This is a genomic window from Sinorhizobium sp. Y406 (assembly GCF_058732025.1).
Genome location: NZ_CM178975.1, coordinates 461,930 through 480,947 on the forward strand (window position 1 = coordinate 461,930; position 19,018 = coordinate 480,947).

Genomic DNA, 19,018 nt, shown 5'->3' on the forward strand with positions numbered 1-19,018 from the left:
GAGTTGCCTTATGGTGAAAGTGACGGGAAGATTGCGGCTGCGTTGCGATCGACTTGCATCAGGCGTTCAAGCTCCTCAGGATCGATCGCTATCAGCCGCATTCGGTATTTGTTCTCGGCCGTAGCTGGTAGCTTGATAAAGGTCGCCACACGGCGATAGGCGAGCCAGGAGATGCCTTCGATCAATTCCTCGTCCTCATCTACCTCGTAGTCGCCAGCCGGAACCGTTTCACCGAGGTCTGGCATCCAGAACGGTTGGTCGAAATGGACTGTTCGATGCGTCGTCGTCCGGGCAAACATTCTGCCCTCCTGTTCTGTGGCTTCGTCGTCGTGAGATTAAACCAGCCCGTTTGGCGCCACTTGAGAGCGCACCGCTAACGCTCTGGACTGCCGCATTGGAGCAGGGCGCAATCGGCGGCCCACACTTTGGATATGCGGAGCGGTGAGCTTGGTTTAGTGCCTCTGATGAAGCGAAAAGGCAAGTAAGAACCTCTATCCATTGAATGTGGCATTACCGTGTTTTCTGAGATGAAAGCAGTTTTTATAGAAAATAAAATTTGAATTGCGCAAATATAGACGTGCCAGACGCGGCGCTATTTTTCGTATGGATGCCGAAATTTTCTACAAACTCCGGCTGAAACGTATTTGTGAATGAGAATCTCAATTAGTTGTTTACTTTAAATATTTTATGGCGCAAAGATAAAAAATCTGGATTGCCATCGGCTCCTGGTCCGAGCACGGCCTGCAACGATCCCGATAATCAACCTGATTAAAGGGAATGAAATCATGACATTCGATCAAATCCTCGAGCGGACAAAACCCTATGCGATCGGCCTGGTCGTCGGACTGTTCGCGGCGCCGATCATCGGCTTCAATGCGGGATGGCTCACCACCACGACTGCCAGCACTCTGGCGGCAGAAACGGCCAGCGTGGACGCGCTTGCCGGCATTTGCTCGAGTGCGGCAGGGCGAATGGCTACGGCCAACAGCACGGATCTCGCAACGCTTAAGGGCTACGACAATCGTGCGAGACGTGACGAACTGGTGGCGACCATTATGGCCGATATTCAAGTTCCAGCGGACATCCTCGGCAAGGTCAGCACGACTTGCAGTCGCTCGCTATCCTGAAGCGCGCTAACGCGGCGCTTTGGGCATCTCGACGAAACTTAGGAGATCGCTATGAAAAACCTCATCCCCGCCCGCTTCTATACCTACGACTTCACGCGCCTGTTCGTATCGCTTGCGTTTACGCTGGCGATTGCTGTGATTGTCTATTCGGTCCTGTTCGGAAGCATCCTGTAGTCGTCTGATCAAGCTTGCATCCGCTCTACGACGTTGGAAAACATCCTGGACGGACGTTCGGGGTGCAGCGCCGTTGAATGAAGCTGGTAAGTTATCCCGACATTAGCTCTTTCAGGCGCGTAAAAAAATGGACCTGCCATTGCGAAGAGTGGTCGGGACTTTATCCATGACACAGGCTCAGGCTTTCGCCTTCGCCATTCTGATCGGCCTGATGGTCGCTTTCATATGGGGACGGCTCCGCTACGACCTCATTGCAGTTCTCGCGTTGCTTGCCGCGGTTTTCACCGGCATCGTGCCGAACAACGCAGCGTTCTCCGGCTTCGGCGACGACATCGTCATCATTGTAGCCAGCGCGCTGGTCGTCAGCGCCGCGATTGAGCGCAGTGGTGTCATAGAGGCATTCCTCCATCGCCTGGCACCCAGCGTGGCCTCTGTGCAGGGGCAGGTTGTTATGCTCGTGACGACTGTCTCGCTTCTGTCCGTCTTTCATCAAGAACATCGGCGCGCTGGCGATGATGATCCCGGTCGCATTCCAGATGGCGCGGCGGTCGAAAGCGTCTCCTTCGTCTTTTCTCATGCAGATGGCGTTCGGTTCCTACGGGCGCAACGCGTCGAAAGCGGAAAGGAGCTTCGATTCCGAGGCTTCCGACCTGCCCAATTCGGCACCCGCTATCGCGAGCGCGCCGGCCTCGACGAAGAACCGCACCTCGAACATACCGTCATGGACGAGGAAACGGACGGCGTTCCTTTTTTCATCGAAGCTGCGGCTGGGATTCGGAAATGACAGCGTCATTATCAGCGTGCCTCTGTTTCACGCGACGCGGACCGCGCGGGTAACGATAGCCTGATCCGTTTTATCAGGCGCTCAATATTGCGAAGGTTGCCGCCGACACGCGCCGGTGCGCCTGTGAACACGTGATAGACCGCCCAGGAGCGATCCGCATCGATGCGGCGGCCGCATTGATGATCCATTGTGTCGGGCGCCGGCGTCCCACCTTCATTTTCCCAGATGCTGATCGCAAGCGTATTTCGCCGGGCTTCAGTTTCATTGCTGTGGGCGTTCATGGTTGTGGCCTTTCATCAAGATTTTCGATGGTGTCGAGCCTGCTTGAATGGATGGTGTTTCCATCTTCGTCGGTGATGGTCATGGCGTCCGGACGCTGCGGCATGTCGAGCGTCCGCAAGAGCTCCCGCGCAATCGCTATCGCCTCGTCGAGATCGGCAGCTTCCGCGGTTTCGCGGCCGACGATCGCATGCGCGTCGTCCACCTCCCGGATACGATAGAACGCAATCGCGATCTTCATCGCCATCCTCTCCGTTGGACAGAAGGGTGGTAATTGTCAGTGCTTGCCCTTGGCGAGCGAGGCGCTGCCGTTCGCAGCGGGGTTGATCCGGTTGCCAAACGTCCTTTCGATGAGTATGGCGCCTTCATCGGCGGAGGACATGCGCACCGGTTCGAGCCTGTCCTGCGTCGTCACCCGCTCATGATGTTCGTCGTCGTTTCGAATGCGGTATTGCGGCGAACCGCCGCTCGGCGGCAGCGTGCCGGTGATGTGATAGACCGGCACAGCCGATCTCCGATCCCCGCCCTTCAGCCAAACAGCTTGACCAACGGTAAAGAGATGTGTTGCTGCGTCGCGGCGGGTCGGACGAGGACTGTGTTGGAGAATTCTTGTAGCGGTCATGATTGTTGGTGATCCTTTTCGAGTGCGGCAATCGAGCTCAGCCGGATTGATCGGCATCATGTATGACGTCGACCTTGCATACCGCGCGGGCATATGGATGAAGGACGTCGCCCCGCCGATGCGAGGCGTCTGCGTAGTGCGGCTGGTCATGGCGGCGCTCCGCAGAAGCACACGAGGCGGCCCGCATTCTCTGTCATCCCGTGATCGCGCTCGAGTGTCCGTGCGAGGTTCGAACGAAGCGACGCTGCGCGTCCGATCGGCGTAAGGCATTCGCATCAAAGTTCGTGGTGAATGGCGGGTCCTCTGACGCCGCGAAGCCAAATTGGCTAGTCCAGCCAAATTAATGAGTTTCTTATATGTGGGTCTCAAATCGGATTTAAACAAGGTCCCGGCGTCTTTGTTTTCGGCTGACAGGAAGGGAGATCTCAATTGAATAAATCGACTCCGTGAATTCGCGGTTTTGACTGCGAGAAGGCCTCCCGTCCGCCGAGGCCGCCGAACTGATCCAACCTATGTCTGAAGGCGCCAAGATCACAGACGGCGGCCAGTTCGCGAGCAACCAGGAACATCGAGACGCAGGCAGCGTTTAGATTCAGAGCCTGGACTGGGAGGTGATGATGAGAAAGCACTCCCGCAAGATGCCGCCTGAAGTCCGCGCGGCGATCAGCGCGTTTCTGAGCGCGTGTCAGAAAGAAGCCCGGCCGCTTGCGACCTCTGAAGCCCTTGGCGCAGTGCGGCGCGCTTTCCCTGATCTGGATATTTCAGATCCCGACCTGATGGATGCCATCATCAGCGAAGCATCCATGGCGGGTTTCGACGTAGACACCCCGGATCCTGCTTCCGCGGCGCGGATGAGGGATTCGCTTGAAGAATGGGATAATGAAGGCGGCGCAGTCGGCAAACCGCCGCGCAGCGAAACTCGCGGCGGCAGTGGCAATGACACGGATGGCACACGGCGACGGGCGAAAGCGACCAAGGACCGAAATGAGCTGCTCTAGCACGGCTCTAGTTTAGCAGTTTGACCATTGGACCTTTCGCGAAACTTCAACGCCAGCTGGGCGCGCAGTCCCGGTGATGCCTGCGCAAGAGCAGGACCCAATCGTTCCATTCCGTTTTCAAGTACCGGCGGGGGCGTCGGCCGAAACAAATACGGGCGATAGCCTCAGAACAGAAAAAGGCCAGACATCCGCCTGGCCTTTTCGAACTTCTTGCCGCCATGCCAGTACATCCGTGGTCATCGACGGCGAAAAGCTTTAGGCAGCGCGGAGCTGGCCTGCGGACATCTTGCCCGACTTGTTGTCGCGCTCGAGCTCGAAGCCGAGTTTCTGACCTTCGACGATCGAATTCAGGCCCGCGCGTTCAACAGCAGAGATGTGAACGAACACATCGGCGCTGCCGTCGTCAGGCTGGATGAAGCCGAAGCCTTTGGTGGAATTGAACCATTTTACTGTGCCAGTGGTCATAACGAACCCTTTCTTAGCAACATTGATCACCGCTGCGCGGCGCACAGCGGCATTTTTTCGACTTTTGAAAGGAGAAGTTCGTCACGAGGCGCGAGGCCAGCAAAAACAAATATCGGCAAACAAAGTATCGATGGTCTTCAGTACAGCTCTTTGATCGGTGCGTCAATTTCTTGTTTTGAGTTTCGCAGATTTACTACCGTGACTAGCAATCGGCAGGCAAGGTCGACCGCGCCTGCCGCCTTGGCCATCACACGCAAGGGGGACGCCGGGACCGCGTGAAGGTCGCGACATCACATGCCCCGCCGCGGTAAAGGGGATGCATAAGTTTCTTAAAGCCTCCGCATCTGTTGACCCTTCGTAGCGGCTTTCCTCGACCTCCAGAACGGAGCCGCGAAGCATCCAGACCAGCATATCCTCGGGCGAGTGCCGCCGATTGGGCGACTTTGCCGCTTCTTCATTCAGTGCATGCAGAGGGAGCATTGTGCCTGATTGAATGGTCTACGTCGGAACGGCTGGCAAGCACGATTACCATCGGGGGACGTGATCGGGAACAAAGGAGTTCTTCCGATGCTTCTATCGTTCAGGCGGGCGTCGAAACAGCCTCTCCTAGTGACCGAGACAGGAGATTTAGCCTTATCACGCATAATGCCGCGATGACGAATCTCAGCGCTATATGAGGATCCGGGAATGCCACATGGAGGACTGAAGGAATTTGCAGCGAGCTCGAATGGCGACAAGTGGCTTCTCGAGCATGATCGAATTACCGGCGAGCATATTGTCATCCATCGCGCTAACACCGCCTCTGGTGGTGCCGAGACGAGATGGTCGGTACGCAGCTTTTTGGAGGTCGCCGGCGATCATCCTCAAGGCCAGGCTCTCCGCGAAGCTCTGCTCGACATTCGTCTCGAAGGAGAATCAACCAGCGACGAGAATCCCAAAGCTGATTTTCCCGAAAAGGAGTGACCGAAGCCGAGCTGGTCTCCTGCGGGCCGACTGATAAAATGCAGGCGATTGCGTTCCGGCTTTGCGTACCGACTACCGCCAGTCGTACAGCGTACGCGCCGAGCAGATTCGACAAGCCTCTGACCGCAAGTGCCGCCGCGATACTTTCGGCCCATGTGGCGTCGAGCGGCAGTAGCCTCAATGACTCCTCACCCGCCGAGACTGCACGCCATTTCTATGCCCAGGGGGCCGGATACGGATTCTCTGTTATCGAGAAGTCGACATGTGGGTTTTGCATCGTGCGGTGCCGTTTGATCAATGCGCAATTACATCGCCAGCAAAAGCATCGCCCTTGCAATGGATCAACACTCCATCCATATACCATCCATGTGGATGGAACTCGACGGGCACATGAAAGACAATGTACATAAGTTACGCGACAAGGGCGGTGAATCGGAGAAGATCACCATCAATCTCGGTTATGTCGATCTTGGTCGCATAGACCTTCTCGTGCAGGAAGGCTTCTATTCCAATCGCGCCGACTTCATCCGCACAGCGATCCGCAACCAGCTTGCGGCCGAGGCCGAGGCCGTGAGGCAGTCGGTCGTTCGGCACACGCTTGAGTTGGGATTGCGTGACTATAGCAGAGCCGATCTGGAATCGTTGAAGGCGGCCGGCGAAAGACTTCACATCAAAGTGGTCGGACTTGCCCGCATCGCGCCAGACGTCACACCGGAACTTGCTCTGGCAACAATTGAATCGATCACCGTGCTCGGCGCCCTCCAAGCCAGCACCGAGCTGAAAGCAGCGCTGGCCGAACGCATCCGATAGAACTGCGGCCCGACCAACAAGGACAACTCCATGAACAACGATTTTGCGACGGCCATGCGGCGCGCGCTACGGTCCACGCGCGCCTTGAACATCGCCGAGGCGACGCGCGTGATCCAGGATGCGCTGGCCGGTCGATCGGGCTCCGCTATTCGCACCCCGACACTAGACATCACACCACCGCCGCCAATCCAGCGTTCCACCCCCTTTCCGGTCGATCCGGATGCGGAAATCATCGAGCCATCGGCAAAGCCTGAGGCCGAAGAACCGGCCGAAAAGGTCGGCGACGGCACTGCGTCGCGAAGGTTCCGGAAATCCTTGGCAGAAACGATACGGATCTTGCGCGAGGGCCGGTTGGCATCCGGTCTTTTCGGATCGCTACACGGCGCCGGCCTGCCGGGAACCGCCAAACAGGTTCCCCAGCCCATCATGCCGGATGGGGCACAGTTCCTGGCGCGATCCTTCACCTGCCCCGCCGGTGCGCGAAGCTACAGGCTCTACATTCCCGCGTCCGCACCCGATCGGCCGCGCGGCCTTGTCATCATGCTTCATGGCTGCAACCAGGATCCCGAAGACTTTGCTGCAGGAACCGGCATGAACGCGGTCGCCGAGACGCACGGCCTGGTGGTTGCCTATCCGCGTCAAAGCGGGGCTAACAATGCGTCGTCCTGCTGGAACTGGTTCAAACCCGCCGACCAGATGCGCGAAGTGGGGGAACCTTCGATCATTGCGGGAATCACGATGGAGGTCATGTCGGAATTCGGCCTCGATCGCAGCCGCGTCTTCGTGGCAGGCCTATCAGCAGGGGGCGCAATGGCGGCGGTCATGGGCGAGACCTATCCCGATCTCTATTCAGCCGCGGGGATTCATTCCGGCCTGGCCTACGGGTCGGCCAACGACGTCCTGTCAGCTTTCTCCGCGATGCGCGGCGAAGCCGGTGTTGCATCCAGTCCGAAGCGGCACGCCGATGGGCACCGGCTCCGGACGATAGTCTTCCAAGGAAATGCGGATCGGACGGTACATCCCTCCAACGCCGATCGGATCGTCGCTGCGGCAACGCCAACTGGCGCGGGATGGCCCGTCCGGAAGGAAACCGGCCGGTCCGCCAGCGGCCGGACCTATGCAAGAACCATTGTCGCGGACCCCGCGGGAAGGCCGGCGGTTGAATATTGGCTGGTGGACGGTGCCGGCCATGCCTGGTCCGGCGGCAAGTCCGCTGGATCGTATACAGACCCGTATGGTCCGGACGCCTCTTCCCAAATGGTGCGGTTCTTCCTCGATGGGCTGGAGTGAAGCCGATGGGCGGCCTGACGAATACACCTATGTTGCGCTGTCCGCACGGCGCGAGATATTGCCGCGGTCAACACGCCTTGTGAAACGTTCAACTCTAGATGGGCACTTGCTAGAGCCGTGCTAGAGCAGCTCATTTCGGTCGTTGGTCGCTTTCGCCCGTCGCCGTGTGCGATCCGTGTCATTGCCACTCCCGCCGCGAGTTTCGCTGCGCGGCGGTGGGGCCGTCGCTCGGTATGTTCACAGCATCCCGGACGGATGCCGAAACAGCCGTGCTCGAAGTGGCGGAGGCGAAAGCCGATATCGACCCGAATACGGCGCCGCCCGAGTTCCGCGTCGCGCTGGCCCTTGCTATAAGCGAGTATGGCGAAGGCAGCGATTTGGCCAGATGCCTATCCAAAGGCGTGGCATTCCATCACTCAACTCTCAACAGCGAACTGCGCTACCTCGTCGAACGGCTCGCCAGCCTCGGTACGCTCGACTACATCGCGGCCACGACAACACTGGCTCAGGGCATGAACTTCCAGGTTTCGAGCGTTGTGATCCACTCGGTGACTAAAGGTATGCCGGCCACGCCTCTGACGCCTGCGGAATTCTGGAACATCGCTGGGCGCGCAGGTCGCGTGCGTCTTTCCGAAAAAGAGGTCATCGTGTTCGCCAATCCCGGCCACCGGGCCCACTGGGAGCGGTACACGCAAGATCTGTCCGAGCGGGTGGATTCCGCCCTGAAAGATGCGATCGGCAAGATCAACGAGACGGACTCCGTCAAGTGGACCTACAAAATCCACGAAGGCATTAGGCCGTTCATTCAATAACTCGGACATGCGGTAGCAAGTCTCGGAGTGCGACAGACCACTAGCGATCTCGATCGTCTCGTCACGGCCAGCTCGCCGGCAGGTTTCCTCAGACGCGCGCCGCCCTGACGAGGCTTGCTCGGAAGTATCTTGCAGATGTGGCGAGCAAGGATCAGGGGTACATGAAGGTCGCCGACCAGACCGGTCTGGCTTCGTTCAGTTTCGACGAGCTGTATGCATCGATCGCAAGGGATCCGGTTCTGCGGAACGGCGATTACAGTACGGTGTGAATTCTCCGGAAGCGGTGATGGCTTCGATAATGGGCGTTCCTCGCCACGCCGCGACCGGCATCTCCGAAGTGTATCGACGCAGAAACGGTAATCTTACCCCCGAAAAGGGACGCTCAGCAGCCAACGACGCCAAGATGACAGCTGGTACATAAAAATTCATCGCCCGAAATCCCGACCGCGCTCTTTCCACAGGTGTAAATTTGCTGCGGGAGAATATTGTCCGCAGCTGCTGCGGCCAGGTGAGTGACAGTCGCAGGCGAAAACGGCAGGCGCCGTTTGCCGGCTCACACGTTGAACGCCGCCCCGATCAAGGTCTTGGTGTAGGTCTCCATCGGCGCCTCGAAGATCGCGTCCGTTTCCCCTTCCTCGACGATGCGTCCGTTCTTCATGACGATGACGTAGTCGGACATCGCCTTCACCACGGAAAGATCATGGCTGATGAAGATGTAGGAGAGAGCATGCTTCGTCTGCAGGTCGCGCAGGAGTTCGATTACCTGCCCCTGCACCGACCGGTCGAGCGCCGAGGTCGGCTCGTCGAGGATCACCACCTTCGGCTTCAGGATCATCGCGCGGGCGATCGCGATGCGCTGGCGTTGGCCGCCGGAGAACTCGTGCGGATAGCGGTTGCGCGAAGCCGGGTCGAGCCCGACCTCCTTCAGCGCCGCGATCGCGCGGCGGTCGCGCTCCGCCCGGCTGAGGTCCGGCTCATGCACGTAAAGGCCTTCCGTGATGATCTCGCCCACCGTGCGCCGCGGCGACAGCGAGCCGTAAGGGTCCTGGAAGACGAGCTGCAGCTCGCGGCGCAAAGGCCGCATCGCGCCTCGGTCGAAGCCGGAAATGTCGGTCGTGCCGAAACGGTAATAGCCGCTGCTCGGCAGAAGCCTCAGGAGGGCCCGCCCGAGGGTCGACTTGCCCGAGCCGGACTCGCCGACGATGCCGATCGTCTGCCCCTGCCGCAGGCGCAGATTGACGCCGTCGACGGCGCGGAACACGGAGGAGCCGCCGAGAAAAAGGCCGCCGCCGATCGTGTAGTCGACCGCAACGTCGCGGCCCTCCAGGATGATCGGCGCATGGTCCGGCGGCGCCGCCTTGCGGCCGCTCGGCTCGGCGGCGAGCAGCATCTTCGTGTAGTCGGCCTTCGGCCGTTCGAAGATTTCCGCCGTCGTCCCCTGCTCCACCACCTCGCCCCGCCGCATCACCGCGACGCGGTCGGCGAAATGCTTGACGATGCCGAGATCGTGGGTGATCAGCACGATCGCCATGCCGAAGCGCTGCTGCAGCGATTTCAAGAGATCGAGGATCTGCGCCTGGATGGTCACGTCGAGCGCCGTCGTCGGCTCGTCGGCGATCAGGATGTCCGGCTCGTTGGCGAGCGCCATGGCGATCATGACGCGCTGGCGCTGCCCGCCGGAGAGTTCGTGCGGGTAGCTGTCGATGCGGCGTGCCGGCTCGGGGATGCCAACGAGTTCCAGGAGCTCGAGCGCGCGCTTGCGCGCCTCCTTGAAGCTACCACCGCGATGATGAACGATCGGTTCGGCGATCTGCCGGCCGATCGTATAAAGCGGATCGAGCGACGTCATCGGCTCCTGGAAGATCATGGTGATCTTCGAGCCGCGCACGCCGTTGAGCCTTTTCGGCGACAGGCCGATGAGTTCCTGGCCACGATAGCGCGCCGAGCCGGTGACCCTGCCGTTCCTTGCAAGCAGCCCCATGATCCCCATCATGGTCTGGCTCTTGCCCGAACCGGACTCGCCGACCACGGCGAGCGTTTCGCCGGCGTTTACGTCGAGGTCGATGCCCTTCACCGCCTGGACGGTACCATCGGGTGTGTCGAAATCCACCTCGAGGCCGCGCACGGCAAGAATGGTTTCCTTCATGTCTGCCATATCAGCGGTCCTTCGGATCGAGCGCATCGCGCAGGCCATCGCCGACGAAATTCAGCGAGAACAGGGTGATGACGAAGAATGTGGCCGGGAAGATCAGCAGCCAGGGCGCCGATTGGATGTTGTTCGCTCCTTCGGAGATCAGCGCGCCCCAACTCGTCAGCGGCGCCTGCACCCCGAGGCCGAGGAAGGACAGGAAGCTTTCGAGCAGGATGACCTTCGGCACCACGACGGTGACGAAGACGATCACCGGCCCGATCGTGTTCGGGATGATGTGACGGCGGATGATCTGCCAATCACTGAGGCCGAGGGCCTGTGCGGCGCCGACGAATTCCCGGCGCTTCAAAGCCAGCGTCTGGCCACGCACGATACGGGCCATGTCCAGCCATTCGACCGCCCCGATCACCAGGAAGATCAGGATGAAGCTGCGGCCGAAGAAGACGACGAGCACGACGACGAGAAAGACGAAGGGTAGCGAGTAGAGGATCTCGACGAGACGCATCATCACATTATCGACGCGCCCGCCGATATAGCCGGACGTCGCTCCGTAGACGACGCCAATGCCGAGCGAGACGAGGCTGGCGAGCAGGCCGACGGCGATCGAGATCTGGCCGCCGAGCATGACACGCACGAGCAGGTCGCGGCCGTTGGAATCCGTGCCGAAGAGGAAATATTCACGGTCCACGCGACCTTCGACCTTCAGCGTGCGGCCGTCGTCCTCGGTCGCGACAACCTGTGTGCCCTCGAACTCGTTCGTCCGGTCGAAATAGCGCGTCGCGCGCGGATCGATCGGCTCGTCCGACGTGACCGTGGCCGAAAAGGTTCCCCCTTCCACCACGAATTCCTCGAGCGTGACGCGGGCACGGGTCGCGACACCTTCCATCACTCCCTGAAGCGTCGAAACGTCCGGCCGCGGCTCAAGGCTAGGGCCGATCGACACATAGGACGGAAAGACCTGATCGTAGCTGTGCGGCGAGAACAGGGGGCCGACGAAGGAGAAGAGCGCAATCAGCACCAGCATGACTGAGCCGGCCATGGCGGCGCGGTTGCGGCGGAAGCGGATCGCCGCGAGCTGGAAGAGGCTGCGGCCCTTGGTCTCCGGCGAAGCAGCCGGGGTCTGGAGGATATCAGTCATGGCGGACCCTCGGATCGAGAAGGCCGTAGAGAATGTCGACCAGAATATTGAAGACGATGACGAAGATCGCCACGAGGATCACGGTGCCCATGACAAGCGTATAATCGCGGTTGATCGCACCGAGAACGAAATAGCGGCCGACGCCGGGAATGGTGAAGATCGTTTCCACGACTGCCGAGCCGGTCAGCAACGCCGCCGCGCAGGGCGCGAGATAGGAAACGACCGGCAACATGGCGCCGCGCATCGCATGCGTGACCACGACCGTGCGGGACGGAAGACCGTAGGCCTTCGCCGTGCGGATATGGTCGGTGTGGAGCGCCTCGATCATCGAGCCCCGCGTGAGCCTGGCGAAGACGGCGAGTTGCGGCAGTGCGAGCGCGATCATCGGCAGGATCAGGAAGCGCAACGATCCGTCGCCCCAGCCTCCGGCAGGCAGCCACGAAAGGCTGATCGCAAAGATGAGCGTCAGCACCGGGCCGACGACGAAGTTCGGGACCGTAACGCCGATCGTCGAGACCGCCATGATCCCGAAGTCGAGGATGCTGTTCTGCCTGAGGGCTGCAATCGTGCCGGCAAGCACACCGCCGATCACCGCCAGGAGCAAGGCGTAGAAGCCGAGTTCCATCGAATAGGGCAGGCCCTTGCCGATCAGCTGCGCGACGTTGTTGTCCTTATAGATGTAGCTCGGACCGAAGTCGCCCGTCACCGCATTGCTGAGATAGTGAACATATTGGCGCCAGAGCGGCTGATCGAGCTGATAGGTCCTCATCAGGTTCGCCATCGTCTGCGGCGGGAGAGGACGCTCGAGATTGAAGGGGCCGCCGGGGGCAAACCGCATCAGGAAGAAGGATATGGTGACGACGATGAACAGCGTCGGCACCGCACTCGCCAGTCGGCGAAGGATGAAGGGGATCATGGACTTGCTCCGGAGGCGACGCGCGGGGGACCGCGCGTCGCCTCAGTTCGTTATTCGGCGACGCTCAGGAACCGGCTCAGGTGTTCGTTCGGCGCGTTGTCCTGCCAGCCTTGAACACGATCCGAGACGAGCCAGAGATCCGCCTGGGTCAGAAGCGGCGCGATCGGCTGTTCCTTCATCAACAGCGCTTCGGCCTCGTGGAGGATCTTCGAACGTTCGGCCGGATCCTGCTCCTCATAGGACTTCTTCATCAGTGCGTCGTATTCCGCGTTATCGAACTTGCCGTAGTTGAACGTCTTGTTCGTGCTGATGCTGAGAGCAAGGAAGTTTTCCGCGTCGGCATAGTCCGCGACCCAGCCGGCGCGGGCGACGTTGAACTTGCCGCCTTCCTGCAGGTACGCATAGTGCGACGAAACGTCGAGGTTCACGAGCGAGACCTTGGCGCCGAAGGTGTTCTTCCACATGTCGGCAACGGCGGTTGCGACGCGCTCGTGGTTCGGGTTGGTGTTGTAGCGGATTTCGATATCGAGCGGCTTGCCACCCTCGCCGTAACCCGCCTCCTTCATCAGCGCAACGGCCTGGTCTTCGCGGTCCAGCTGCGACATGTCGGCAAAATCGGCCTTGGAAGGCTCGCCATAGCTCTCGATGCCCGGCGGCACCATGGAATAGGCCGGGATCTGTGAACCACTATAGATTTCCTTGGCGATGAAATCGCGATCGACGGCCATCGACAGGGCTCGCCGCACGCGGACGTCGCTGTAGGGTTCCTGGCGCGTGTCGAAGGCATAATAGTAGGTCGCCAGCGTCGGCGAGACATGGACCTGATCACCGTAGGACTGACGCAGGCGGTCGATCTGGTCGGCGGAGAAGTTGTAGACGAGGTCCATTTCCTTGGCCTCGAATCGGCGGACGGAGGCCGCCTGGTCGTCGATCGGATAGAAGATCACCTTGTCGAGCTTGACGTTTGCCGCATCCCAGTAGTTCGTGTTCTTCTCCACCGTCAGGCTGTCGTTTGGCACGTGTGCGGTCAGCCGGAAGGCGCCGTTCGAAACCATCACGCCCGGCTTCACGAAATCGGTCCCGTTCTTTTCGACGCTCGCCTTGCTGACCGGAAGCGCGGTCTGGTGCGCCAGCAGCTCGAGGAAGAAGGGGGTCGGTCGCTCGAGGGTGATTTCGAGCGTCTTTTCGTCCACGACCTTCACCCCGAGCTGGTCGACCGGCAATTCACCCTTGTTGACCTTTTCGGCGTTCTTGATCGGGAAGAGAATGTTGGCGTATTCGGCGGCCGTCTTCGGATCCTCGACGCGGCGGAACGAGAAGGCGAAGTCCTCGGCCGTCACCGGCGAGCCGTCCGACCATTTGGCGTCGGCGCGCAGCTTGAAAGTATAGACGGTGCCGTCATCCGACAGATCCCAGGTTTCGGCGGCACCCGGCACGATGTTGCCGGCGGCGTCGTAGATCGTCAGGCCTTCATAGAGGTCCTTGACGATGAATGCCTCGATATTGATGGAGGTGTGCGCCTGATCGAGCGTCTGCGGCTCGCCGGCATTACCGCGGTGGAGTACCGCCTCGGCAAGCACCGGGCTTGCGCCGACGAGCAGCGAGCCGATGAGCGCGGCGGCACCAAGTTTGAGTTTCATTGAAGCCATTTGTCTGCTCCTTCCCCTCTTTTTGGGTTGTGTCGATCGCAGGAGAGAAGTGCAAATTCTCACCAAAGGCAAGGCGATTTGTGTGGGACCATTGCACTCACTTTTATAAAAGAAAAACCTGATGATCTCCCTGGTTGTATTTCACCTGCGATGGATTCCATCGCTTTTGCGACGTGGACGGCCAGCCGAATTATGCGCCCGGTAATGCCAACTGCAACGTTTTAGATTCGCAGCTGCCGCCGGCGAGATTGCCGCGAACCGACTGCCATGCAAACTTCATGAAACGAGACCGCACTTTACGTAATATGCCGAAAAATTCCGCCGCATTTCCGCAATCTTATTGCGCGTCGCCGTCTCACACGCCTTGGGGCACTTTTGCTCGCGGAAGCATTCGGCTCGCGCGGGGCGATGACCACGGCCACGGACCCAGACCACCACCAGAGGGCGAATTCCGCGATTTCCGGCGGTGCCATTCTTCATCCACAGTAAAAATGGCTGACGCACGTAAATCAAATGGGCGACGCGGCCGCCGGGCCCGTTGCCAAATGACCGGCATCAATTATTGTGCCGGTCACTACAGCGCCGCGCGTCTTGGTTGGACGCGCAAAGGTCGCTGCAGCACTTTGAGGTGCTGCATGTCTTTGTCCTTGAATAGAGGTAGAAGGCATGCAGTGGCGCTCTTCACGCCGGTTTCGCGGTGCCGGATCGTCTTTCGCCGGGCATCCGAAACGGACCGGGGAAGAGCCCGAACGCGCTTTCGCGGGCGAGACTTTCGCCCATCCATATCGCGGCGCCCGGAGTGAGGTGCCGGTCATCAGGGAGATTCGAATGGCATTGATCACGTTGCGGCAATTGCTCGACCATGCGGCGGAGAACGATTATGCGCTGCCAGCCTTCAATGTGAACAATCTCGAATACATTCAGGCGGTAATGCGCGCCGCCGATGCGACGGACTCTCCCGTTATCCTGCAGGCAAGCCGCGGCGCGCGCGCCTATGCGGGCGACGCCTTCCTGCGGCACCTGATCCTCGGCGCGGCAGAGGAATACCCCCATATTCCGATCTGTCTCCATCTCGACCACGGCGACCAGCCGTCGACCTGCATTTCAGCGATCACCAACGGCTTCACCTCGGTGATGATGGACGGCTCGCTCGAGAAGGACGGCAAGACGGTTGCGAGCTATGAATACAATGTCGCCGTGACCGCCGAGGTGGTGAAGATCGCCCATGCGGCCGGCGTTTCCGTCGAGGGCGAGCTCGGCTGCCTCGGCAATCTGGAGACCGGCGCGGGCGACAAGGAAGACGGACATGGCTTCGAAGGCAAGCTGTCGCGCGAGGAACTGCTGACCGATCCCGACCAGGCGTTCGATTTCGTGTCGAGGACAGGAGTCGATGCGCTGGCCGTTGCGATCGGCACGAGCCATGGCGCCTACAAGTTCACCCGCGCACCGGACGGCGACATCCTGTCGATCGACACGATCGCCAGGATCAACAAGAAGCTGCCGAACACGCATCTCGTGATGCACGGATCCTCTTCCGTTCCGGCCGATCTGCAGGAGCTTTTCAACGCCTATGGCGGCGAGATGAAGAAAACCTGGGGCGTGCCCGTCTCGGAAATTCAGAAGGCTATTCCGCTCGGGGTCCGCAAGGTCAATATCGACACCGACCTGCGCCTTGCCTTCACCGGCGAGATCCGCAAGCATCACCTGCAGCATCCGGACAATTTCGACCCGCGCAACTATCTGAAGCCGGCGATCGCGCACATGACGGAAGTCTGCAAGGAGCGTTTCGAAGCGTTCCGCGCGGCCGGCCAGGCTTCGAAGATCCGCGTCCTTCGGCTGCCGGAAATGGCAAAGCGCTACGCGGCCGCCTGACGGCCCCACAGCACCGCGTCTGATCAGGCGCATCAGACGCGCAAAAATCGCTCGAACGCTTTGAATTTCTGCATGTCACCTTAAACCGACGCGATTTACGATGACATGCAGTCGGGCAGAAAACACGATAAAGCCGCGTTCCCGAAAGGGCGCGGTTTTGCCTTTGTGTCACTTCATTGCCGGCGCCTCGTGTTCATAGAGCTGGTCCATGGTGAGCGAGGCCACCTCCGAAAGCCGTGACTGGCTCTTCACCCGACCACTGCCGAGTACCACGATATCGTCGCAGAAGGAGATCGTGCTGCGGTGGTGGCTGATGACGATCGTCGTGCGCCGCCCGGCCCGCAATTTCAGGGTCTCGACGATTGCCGCCTCCGAGAGGCCGTCGACCGCATTCGTCGCTTCGTCGAGGATCAGGACGGCCGGGTCGCGCAACAGGGCCCTGGCGAGGGCGATGCGCTGTCGCTGTCCGGCCGAAAGGCTGGCCCCCCGATAGCCGACAGTCGTTCCATAGCCTTCCGGAAACTCTTCGATGAAGCCATGCGCCTCCGCCAGCCTTGCCGCACGCTCCACCTCGGTGAAAGCGGCCGGCTGGCCATAGCAGATGTTTTCGAGGATCGTTCCGTCCACGAGTTCCAGGTCCTGGCTGGCGACGGCAATCTGGCGTCGCCACTGCCCCGGGTCGATTTCGCCAAGCGGCACGCCATCGACGAGAATGCGCCCCTCATCCGGTTCCACGAACCGGCACAGGAGATTGACAATCGTGGTCTTGCCGGCGCCGGAACGGCCGATGATCGCGGTCGAGCATCCGCTGCGGATTTCGAAATTCGCCGCGTGCAAAACCGTGGTTCGGCCGCCGGAGCCCGGATACCTGAAAGTCACCTTATCGAATTCGATGCGCTCGCCGAGACCCTCGACCGGCCGACTCCCGGACGGCGGCCTTGGCTTGTCGGAGGAGTCGAGCAGCCAACGCACCTCTTCCAGCGAGCCGCTCCAGCCCTGGAACTGACTCCAGGACATCTGCAGCGCCCGCACATGCGGCTGCAGCCGGTAAAGGAGAACGACGAAGGCGACGATCACCGGAAAGCTCACGCCGACGAGCCAGGCGCTGACGACCGCCGCCAGGAACAAGGCGGAATGGAGCACTTCGGTGAGCGGCGGCAACGCGCCCTGACGGGCTTGCAGCACGAAACCGGCGCGGCGGACGGCGTCGGAGGCGGCATCGAAGGCGGACTTCTCACGATCCTCCTGGCCGAAGACGCGGATCAGCCGTCCCGCATGCACGAGATGAAGCATTCGGGCCGCGAGCTCGCTGTTGAAGGAGGTCACATCGCGGCTTGGCCCCTTGAGCGTCGCGGAGAGCGCCGCATGCGCAAGCTGGACGAGGACGAGGCCGATCGCCACGAACAGGGTCATCTGCCAGGACAGAAGCAGAAGGAAGGCGAGCAGGATCACCGCGGCGCAGGCATTCACGATGGCCGAAAGTGCAGTTTGGACGGCATCGGACGCACGCCACGATTCATTGGAAATGATGTTGAGCAGACGACCGGGATTTTCCTGGAGGAAGAAGGGATATCCGATCCGAAGCAACTGGTCGGAGAGTGCGCTGCGAATGGCGTGGCTCGCCTTGCCATAGAGGAAGGTCGTCAGAATCGTATTCCCGAAGGCGAGCACGTTCTTGAGGCAGATCAGCGCCAGCACCGCGGCTGCAATGACCAGCAGCCTTTCGCCGTCGTCAAGGCCCTCCCCCACCTGCTGAAAGAAAGCGGAGATCCCACTGAGCCCGGAGCTATCGTCGTTCCCCGCGATGATGCCGAGCATCGGGATTATGAGGCCGATGCCGGCGCCCTCGAGCGTGGCACTCGCAAGACCAAGAAGAACGACCGCCGGCAGCAGTCGCCATTGCCGCCCGAGGGCATCGCGCAACAGCTGAAAGCCGGGCACAAACATTCGTAGCATTACGGACCTCGCTCCAGCCTCGACACCGCCTCGCCGACGTCGTGCAGTTCGGTAGGCGTCGCGCGGCCGGCAAGCCAGAGTCGTGCGAACCTCGCAGCCCCGGTGAGGTTCATCAGCACGATCGGCCAGTGGGAAAGCTGCAGATCGGGATCGAATCTCGGGCCGAAGAAAGTCTCGGCCAAAGCCGATCGCACTGTCCAGAAGAAATGCTTCACCAGCCATGGCGCCTTGAAGAGATGCTTCAGGCACAGGGCGCCGTTGCCCAGGCTATAGTTTCGGTGAAGCCTCTCGATCTCCGCACGGTCGCGCCGGCCATGATGATGGTATACCGTCATATCCGGCACGTATTCGACGGGGATGCCGAGCACGTAGGCACGCACGAGATAATCGGTGTCCTCCGCGGACTGCAGCGGCGCCCCCGCGCCGAAGCGTTCGTCGAAACGGCCGATGCGGGCAGCCACTTCGCTATGCATGGTCATGTTGCAACCAAGCACGAAGCCGCCGGGATGGACGTCCGGGGTAAACACCGCCGGCACCGGCGATCGTTTGACCGTGAAGGGCAGATCGCAATGATTGCCGAGCTCGACGCGCCCGCCCCGGACGACACGGTCACCCTTGGCGTAGTGCCGCTGCAAATCGCCGAGATAGGGCCGACCGACCTCGCAGTCGTCGTCGATGAAGACGAGGACGCGTCCGCGCGCCCGTTGCATGCCGGCATTGCGGGCAAAGGCAAGCCCCGGTCGGCCTTCCACGACGATGGTGATCGTCACTCGCGAGGCGGCAGCCATGCGGCGGAGCTCGTCCTGCGTTGCGTCCGTCGAGCAATTGTCGACCACCACGATCTCCGTTGTGATCGCGGGATGAGCGCGGCAGGTTTCTTCGATGGAGCGAATGCATGAGGCAAGCGCCTTCGCCCGATCGCGCGTGCAGACGATGAAGCTTGCAAATGGTGCCCGACCGGTCGGGGCCCGCGACGCCGTGCTCACGGCCTCGCACTGCTTCATCTCAATGTCG

General features: G+C 60.6%; 19 protein-coding genes and 2 pseudogenes. 9 read left to right on the forward strand and 12 right to left on the reverse strand.

Annotated features, from left to right (window positions below; translation table 11 throughout):
• Positions 1-8: 8 nt before the first annotated feature.
• On the reverse strand, positions 9-299 hold the full coding sequence (locus AC4P1R_RS19120; protein ID WP_151613634.1) for a hypothetical protein: 291 nt from the start codon (positions 297-299) through the stop codon (positions 9-11).
• 486 nt (positions 300-785) lie between these two features.
• Between AC4P1R_RS19120 and AC4P1R_RS19125 the strand changes: the two genes are divergently transcribed.
• From AC4P1R_RS19125 to AC4P1R_RS19135, 3 genes and pseudogenes are all read left to right on the forward strand, one after another.
• Complete coding sequence (locus AC4P1R_RS19125) at positions 786-1,127, forward strand: hypothetical protein (protein ID WP_192803824.1); 342 nt, start codon at positions 786-788, stop codon at positions 1,125-1,127.
• Between the two features lie 51 nt (positions 1,128-1,178).
• Entirely contained in the window at positions 1,179-1,301 is a 123-nt protein-coding gene (locus AC4P1R_RS19130) for a hypothetical protein (protein ID WP_106407803.1), read from the forward strand.
• A gap of 166 nt (positions 1,302-1,467) precedes the next feature.
• Positions 1,468-1,897, forward strand: a pseudogene (locus AC4P1R_RS19135) (SLC13 family permease); the annotation flags it as partial.
• 5 nt (positions 1,898-1,902) lie between these two features.
• Here AC4P1R_RS19135 and AC4P1R_RS19140 read toward each other — a convergent pair.
• From AC4P1R_RS19140 to AC4P1R_RS19155, 4 genes and pseudogenes are all read right to left on the reverse strand, one after another.
• A pseudogene (locus AC4P1R_RS19140) lies at positions 1,903-2,094 on the reverse strand (DUF1488 family protein); the annotation flags it as partial.
• A 2-nt stretch (positions 2,095-2,096) separates the two neighbouring features.
• Positions 2,097-2,366, reverse strand: a complete 270-nt coding sequence (locus AC4P1R_RS19145) for a hypothetical protein (protein ID WP_492178490.1) — start codon at positions 2,364-2,366, stop codon at positions 2,097-2,099.
• Positions 2,363-2,605 carry a hypothetical protein gene (locus tag AC4P1R_RS19150; protein WP_151613962.1) on the reverse strand — a complete coding sequence of 81 codons (243 nt, stop codon included), beginning with the start codon at positions 2,603-2,605 and terminating at the stop codon, positions 2,363-2,365. The genes AC4P1R_RS19145 and AC4P1R_RS19150 overlap by 4 nt, the downstream gene beginning before the upstream one ends.
• 36 nt (positions 2,606-2,641) lie before the next feature.
• The gene (locus AC4P1R_RS19155) at positions 2,642-2,869 is read right to left on the reverse strand and encodes a hypothetical protein (RefSeq protein ID WP_425353222.1); all 228 of its coding nucleotides are present in this window, start codon (positions 2,867-2,869) and stop codon (positions 2,642-2,644) included.
• Between the two features lie 734 nt (positions 2,870-3,603).
• Between AC4P1R_RS19155 and AC4P1R_RS19160 the strand changes: the two genes are divergently transcribed.
• Positions 3,604-3,984 carry a hypothetical protein gene (locus tag AC4P1R_RS19160; protein WP_069457507.1) on the forward strand — a complete coding sequence of 127 codons (381 nt, stop codon included), beginning with the start codon at positions 3,604-3,606 and terminating at the stop codon, positions 3,982-3,984.
• A gap of 255 nt (positions 3,985-4,239) precedes the next feature.
• On the opposite strand, the gene AC4P1R_RS19165 is transcribed toward AC4P1R_RS19160, so the two are convergent.
• The gene (locus AC4P1R_RS19165) at positions 4,240-4,449 is read right to left on the reverse strand and encodes a cold-shock protein (protein WP_069457508.1); all 210 of its coding nucleotides are present in this window, start codon (positions 4,447-4,449) and stop codon (positions 4,240-4,242) included.
• 687 nt (positions 4,450-5,136) lie between these two features.
• Here AC4P1R_RS19165 and AC4P1R_RS19170 point away from each other — a divergent pair.
• The 4 genes from AC4P1R_RS19170 (at position 5,137) to AC4P1R_RS19185 (ending at position 8,324) form a co-directional block, all read left to right on the forward strand.
• Positions 5,137-5,412: a hypothetical protein gene (locus tag AC4P1R_RS19170; RefSeq protein WP_151613637.1), complete on the forward strand. Its 276-nt coding sequence runs from the start codon at positions 5,137-5,139 to the stop codon at positions 5,410-5,412.
• 390 nt (positions 5,413-5,802) lie between these two features.
• On the forward strand, positions 5,803-6,222 hold the full coding sequence (locus AC4P1R_RS19175) for a CopG family transcriptional regulator (protein ID WP_151613638.1): 420 nt from the start codon (positions 5,803-5,805) through the stop codon (positions 6,220-6,222).
• A gap of 30 nt (positions 6,223-6,252) precedes the next feature.
• Positions 6,253-7,512, forward strand: coding sequence for an extracellular catalytic domain type 1 short-chain-length polyhydroxyalkanoate depolymerase (locus AC4P1R_RS19180; RefSeq protein WP_151613639.1), 1,260 nt, complete (start codon positions 6,253-6,255; stop codon positions 7,510-7,512).
• A gap of 233 nt (positions 7,513-7,745) precedes the next feature.
• Positions 7,746-8,324: a helicase-related protein gene (locus AC4P1R_RS19185; protein WP_492178492.1), complete on the forward strand. Its 579-nt coding sequence runs from the start codon at positions 7,746-7,748 to the stop codon at positions 8,322-8,324.
• 553 nt (positions 8,325-8,877) lie between these two features.
• Here the strand turns inward: AC4P1R_RS19185 and AC4P1R_RS19190 are convergent.
• Genes AC4P1R_RS19190 through AC4P1R_RS19205 form a run of 4 tightly spaced genes read right to left on the reverse strand, consistent with a single transcriptional unit; the run spans position 8,878 to position 14,176 of the window.
• On the reverse strand, positions 8,878-10,479 hold the full coding sequence (locus AC4P1R_RS19190) for an ABC transporter ATP-binding protein (RefSeq protein ID WP_151613641.1): 1,602 nt from the start codon (positions 10,477-10,479) through the stop codon (positions 8,878-8,880).
• A gap of 1 nt (position 10,480) precedes the next feature.
• The gene (locus AC4P1R_RS19195) at positions 10,481-11,611 is read right to left on the reverse strand and encodes an ABC transporter permease (RefSeq protein WP_069456813.1); all 1,131 of its coding nucleotides are present in this window, start codon (positions 11,609-11,611) and stop codon (positions 10,481-10,483) included.
• Positions 11,604-12,527, reverse strand: coding sequence for an oligopeptide ABC transporter permease OppB (gene oppB, locus AC4P1R_RS19200; RefSeq protein WP_151613642.1), 924 nt, complete (start codon positions 12,525-12,527; stop codon positions 11,604-11,606). The genes AC4P1R_RS19195 and oppB overlap by 8 nt, the downstream gene beginning before the upstream one ends.
• Positions 12,528-12,577: 50 nt before the next feature.
• Complete coding sequence (locus AC4P1R_RS19205) at positions 12,578-14,176, reverse strand: peptide ABC transporter substrate-binding protein (RefSeq protein WP_151613643.1); 1,599 nt, start codon at positions 14,174-14,176, stop codon at positions 12,578-12,580.
• An 828-nt stretch (positions 14,177-15,004) separates the two neighbouring features.
• On the opposite strand from AC4P1R_RS19205, the gene fba reads away from it, so the two are divergent.
• Entirely contained in the window at positions 15,005-16,048 is a 1,044-nt protein-coding gene (gene fba / locus AC4P1R_RS19210; RefSeq protein ID WP_069456810.1) for a class II fructose-bisphosphate aldolase, read from the forward strand.
• 168 nt (positions 16,049-16,216) lie between these two features.
• Here fba and AC4P1R_RS19215 read toward each other — a convergent pair whose 3' ends face one another.
• Both AC4P1R_RS19215 and AC4P1R_RS19220 read right to left on the reverse strand, forming a co-directional pair.
• Complete coding sequence (locus AC4P1R_RS19215) at positions 16,217-18,004, reverse strand: ABC transporter ATP-binding protein (protein WP_151613644.1); 1,788 nt, start codon at positions 18,002-18,004, stop codon at positions 16,217-16,219.
• Entirely contained in the window at positions 18,004-19,008 is a 1,005-nt protein-coding gene (locus AC4P1R_RS19220; protein WP_246232007.1) for a glycosyltransferase family 2 protein, read from the reverse strand. The genes AC4P1R_RS19215 and AC4P1R_RS19220 overlap by 1 nt, the downstream gene beginning before the upstream one ends.
• Positions 19,009-19,018: the final 10 nt, after the last annotated feature.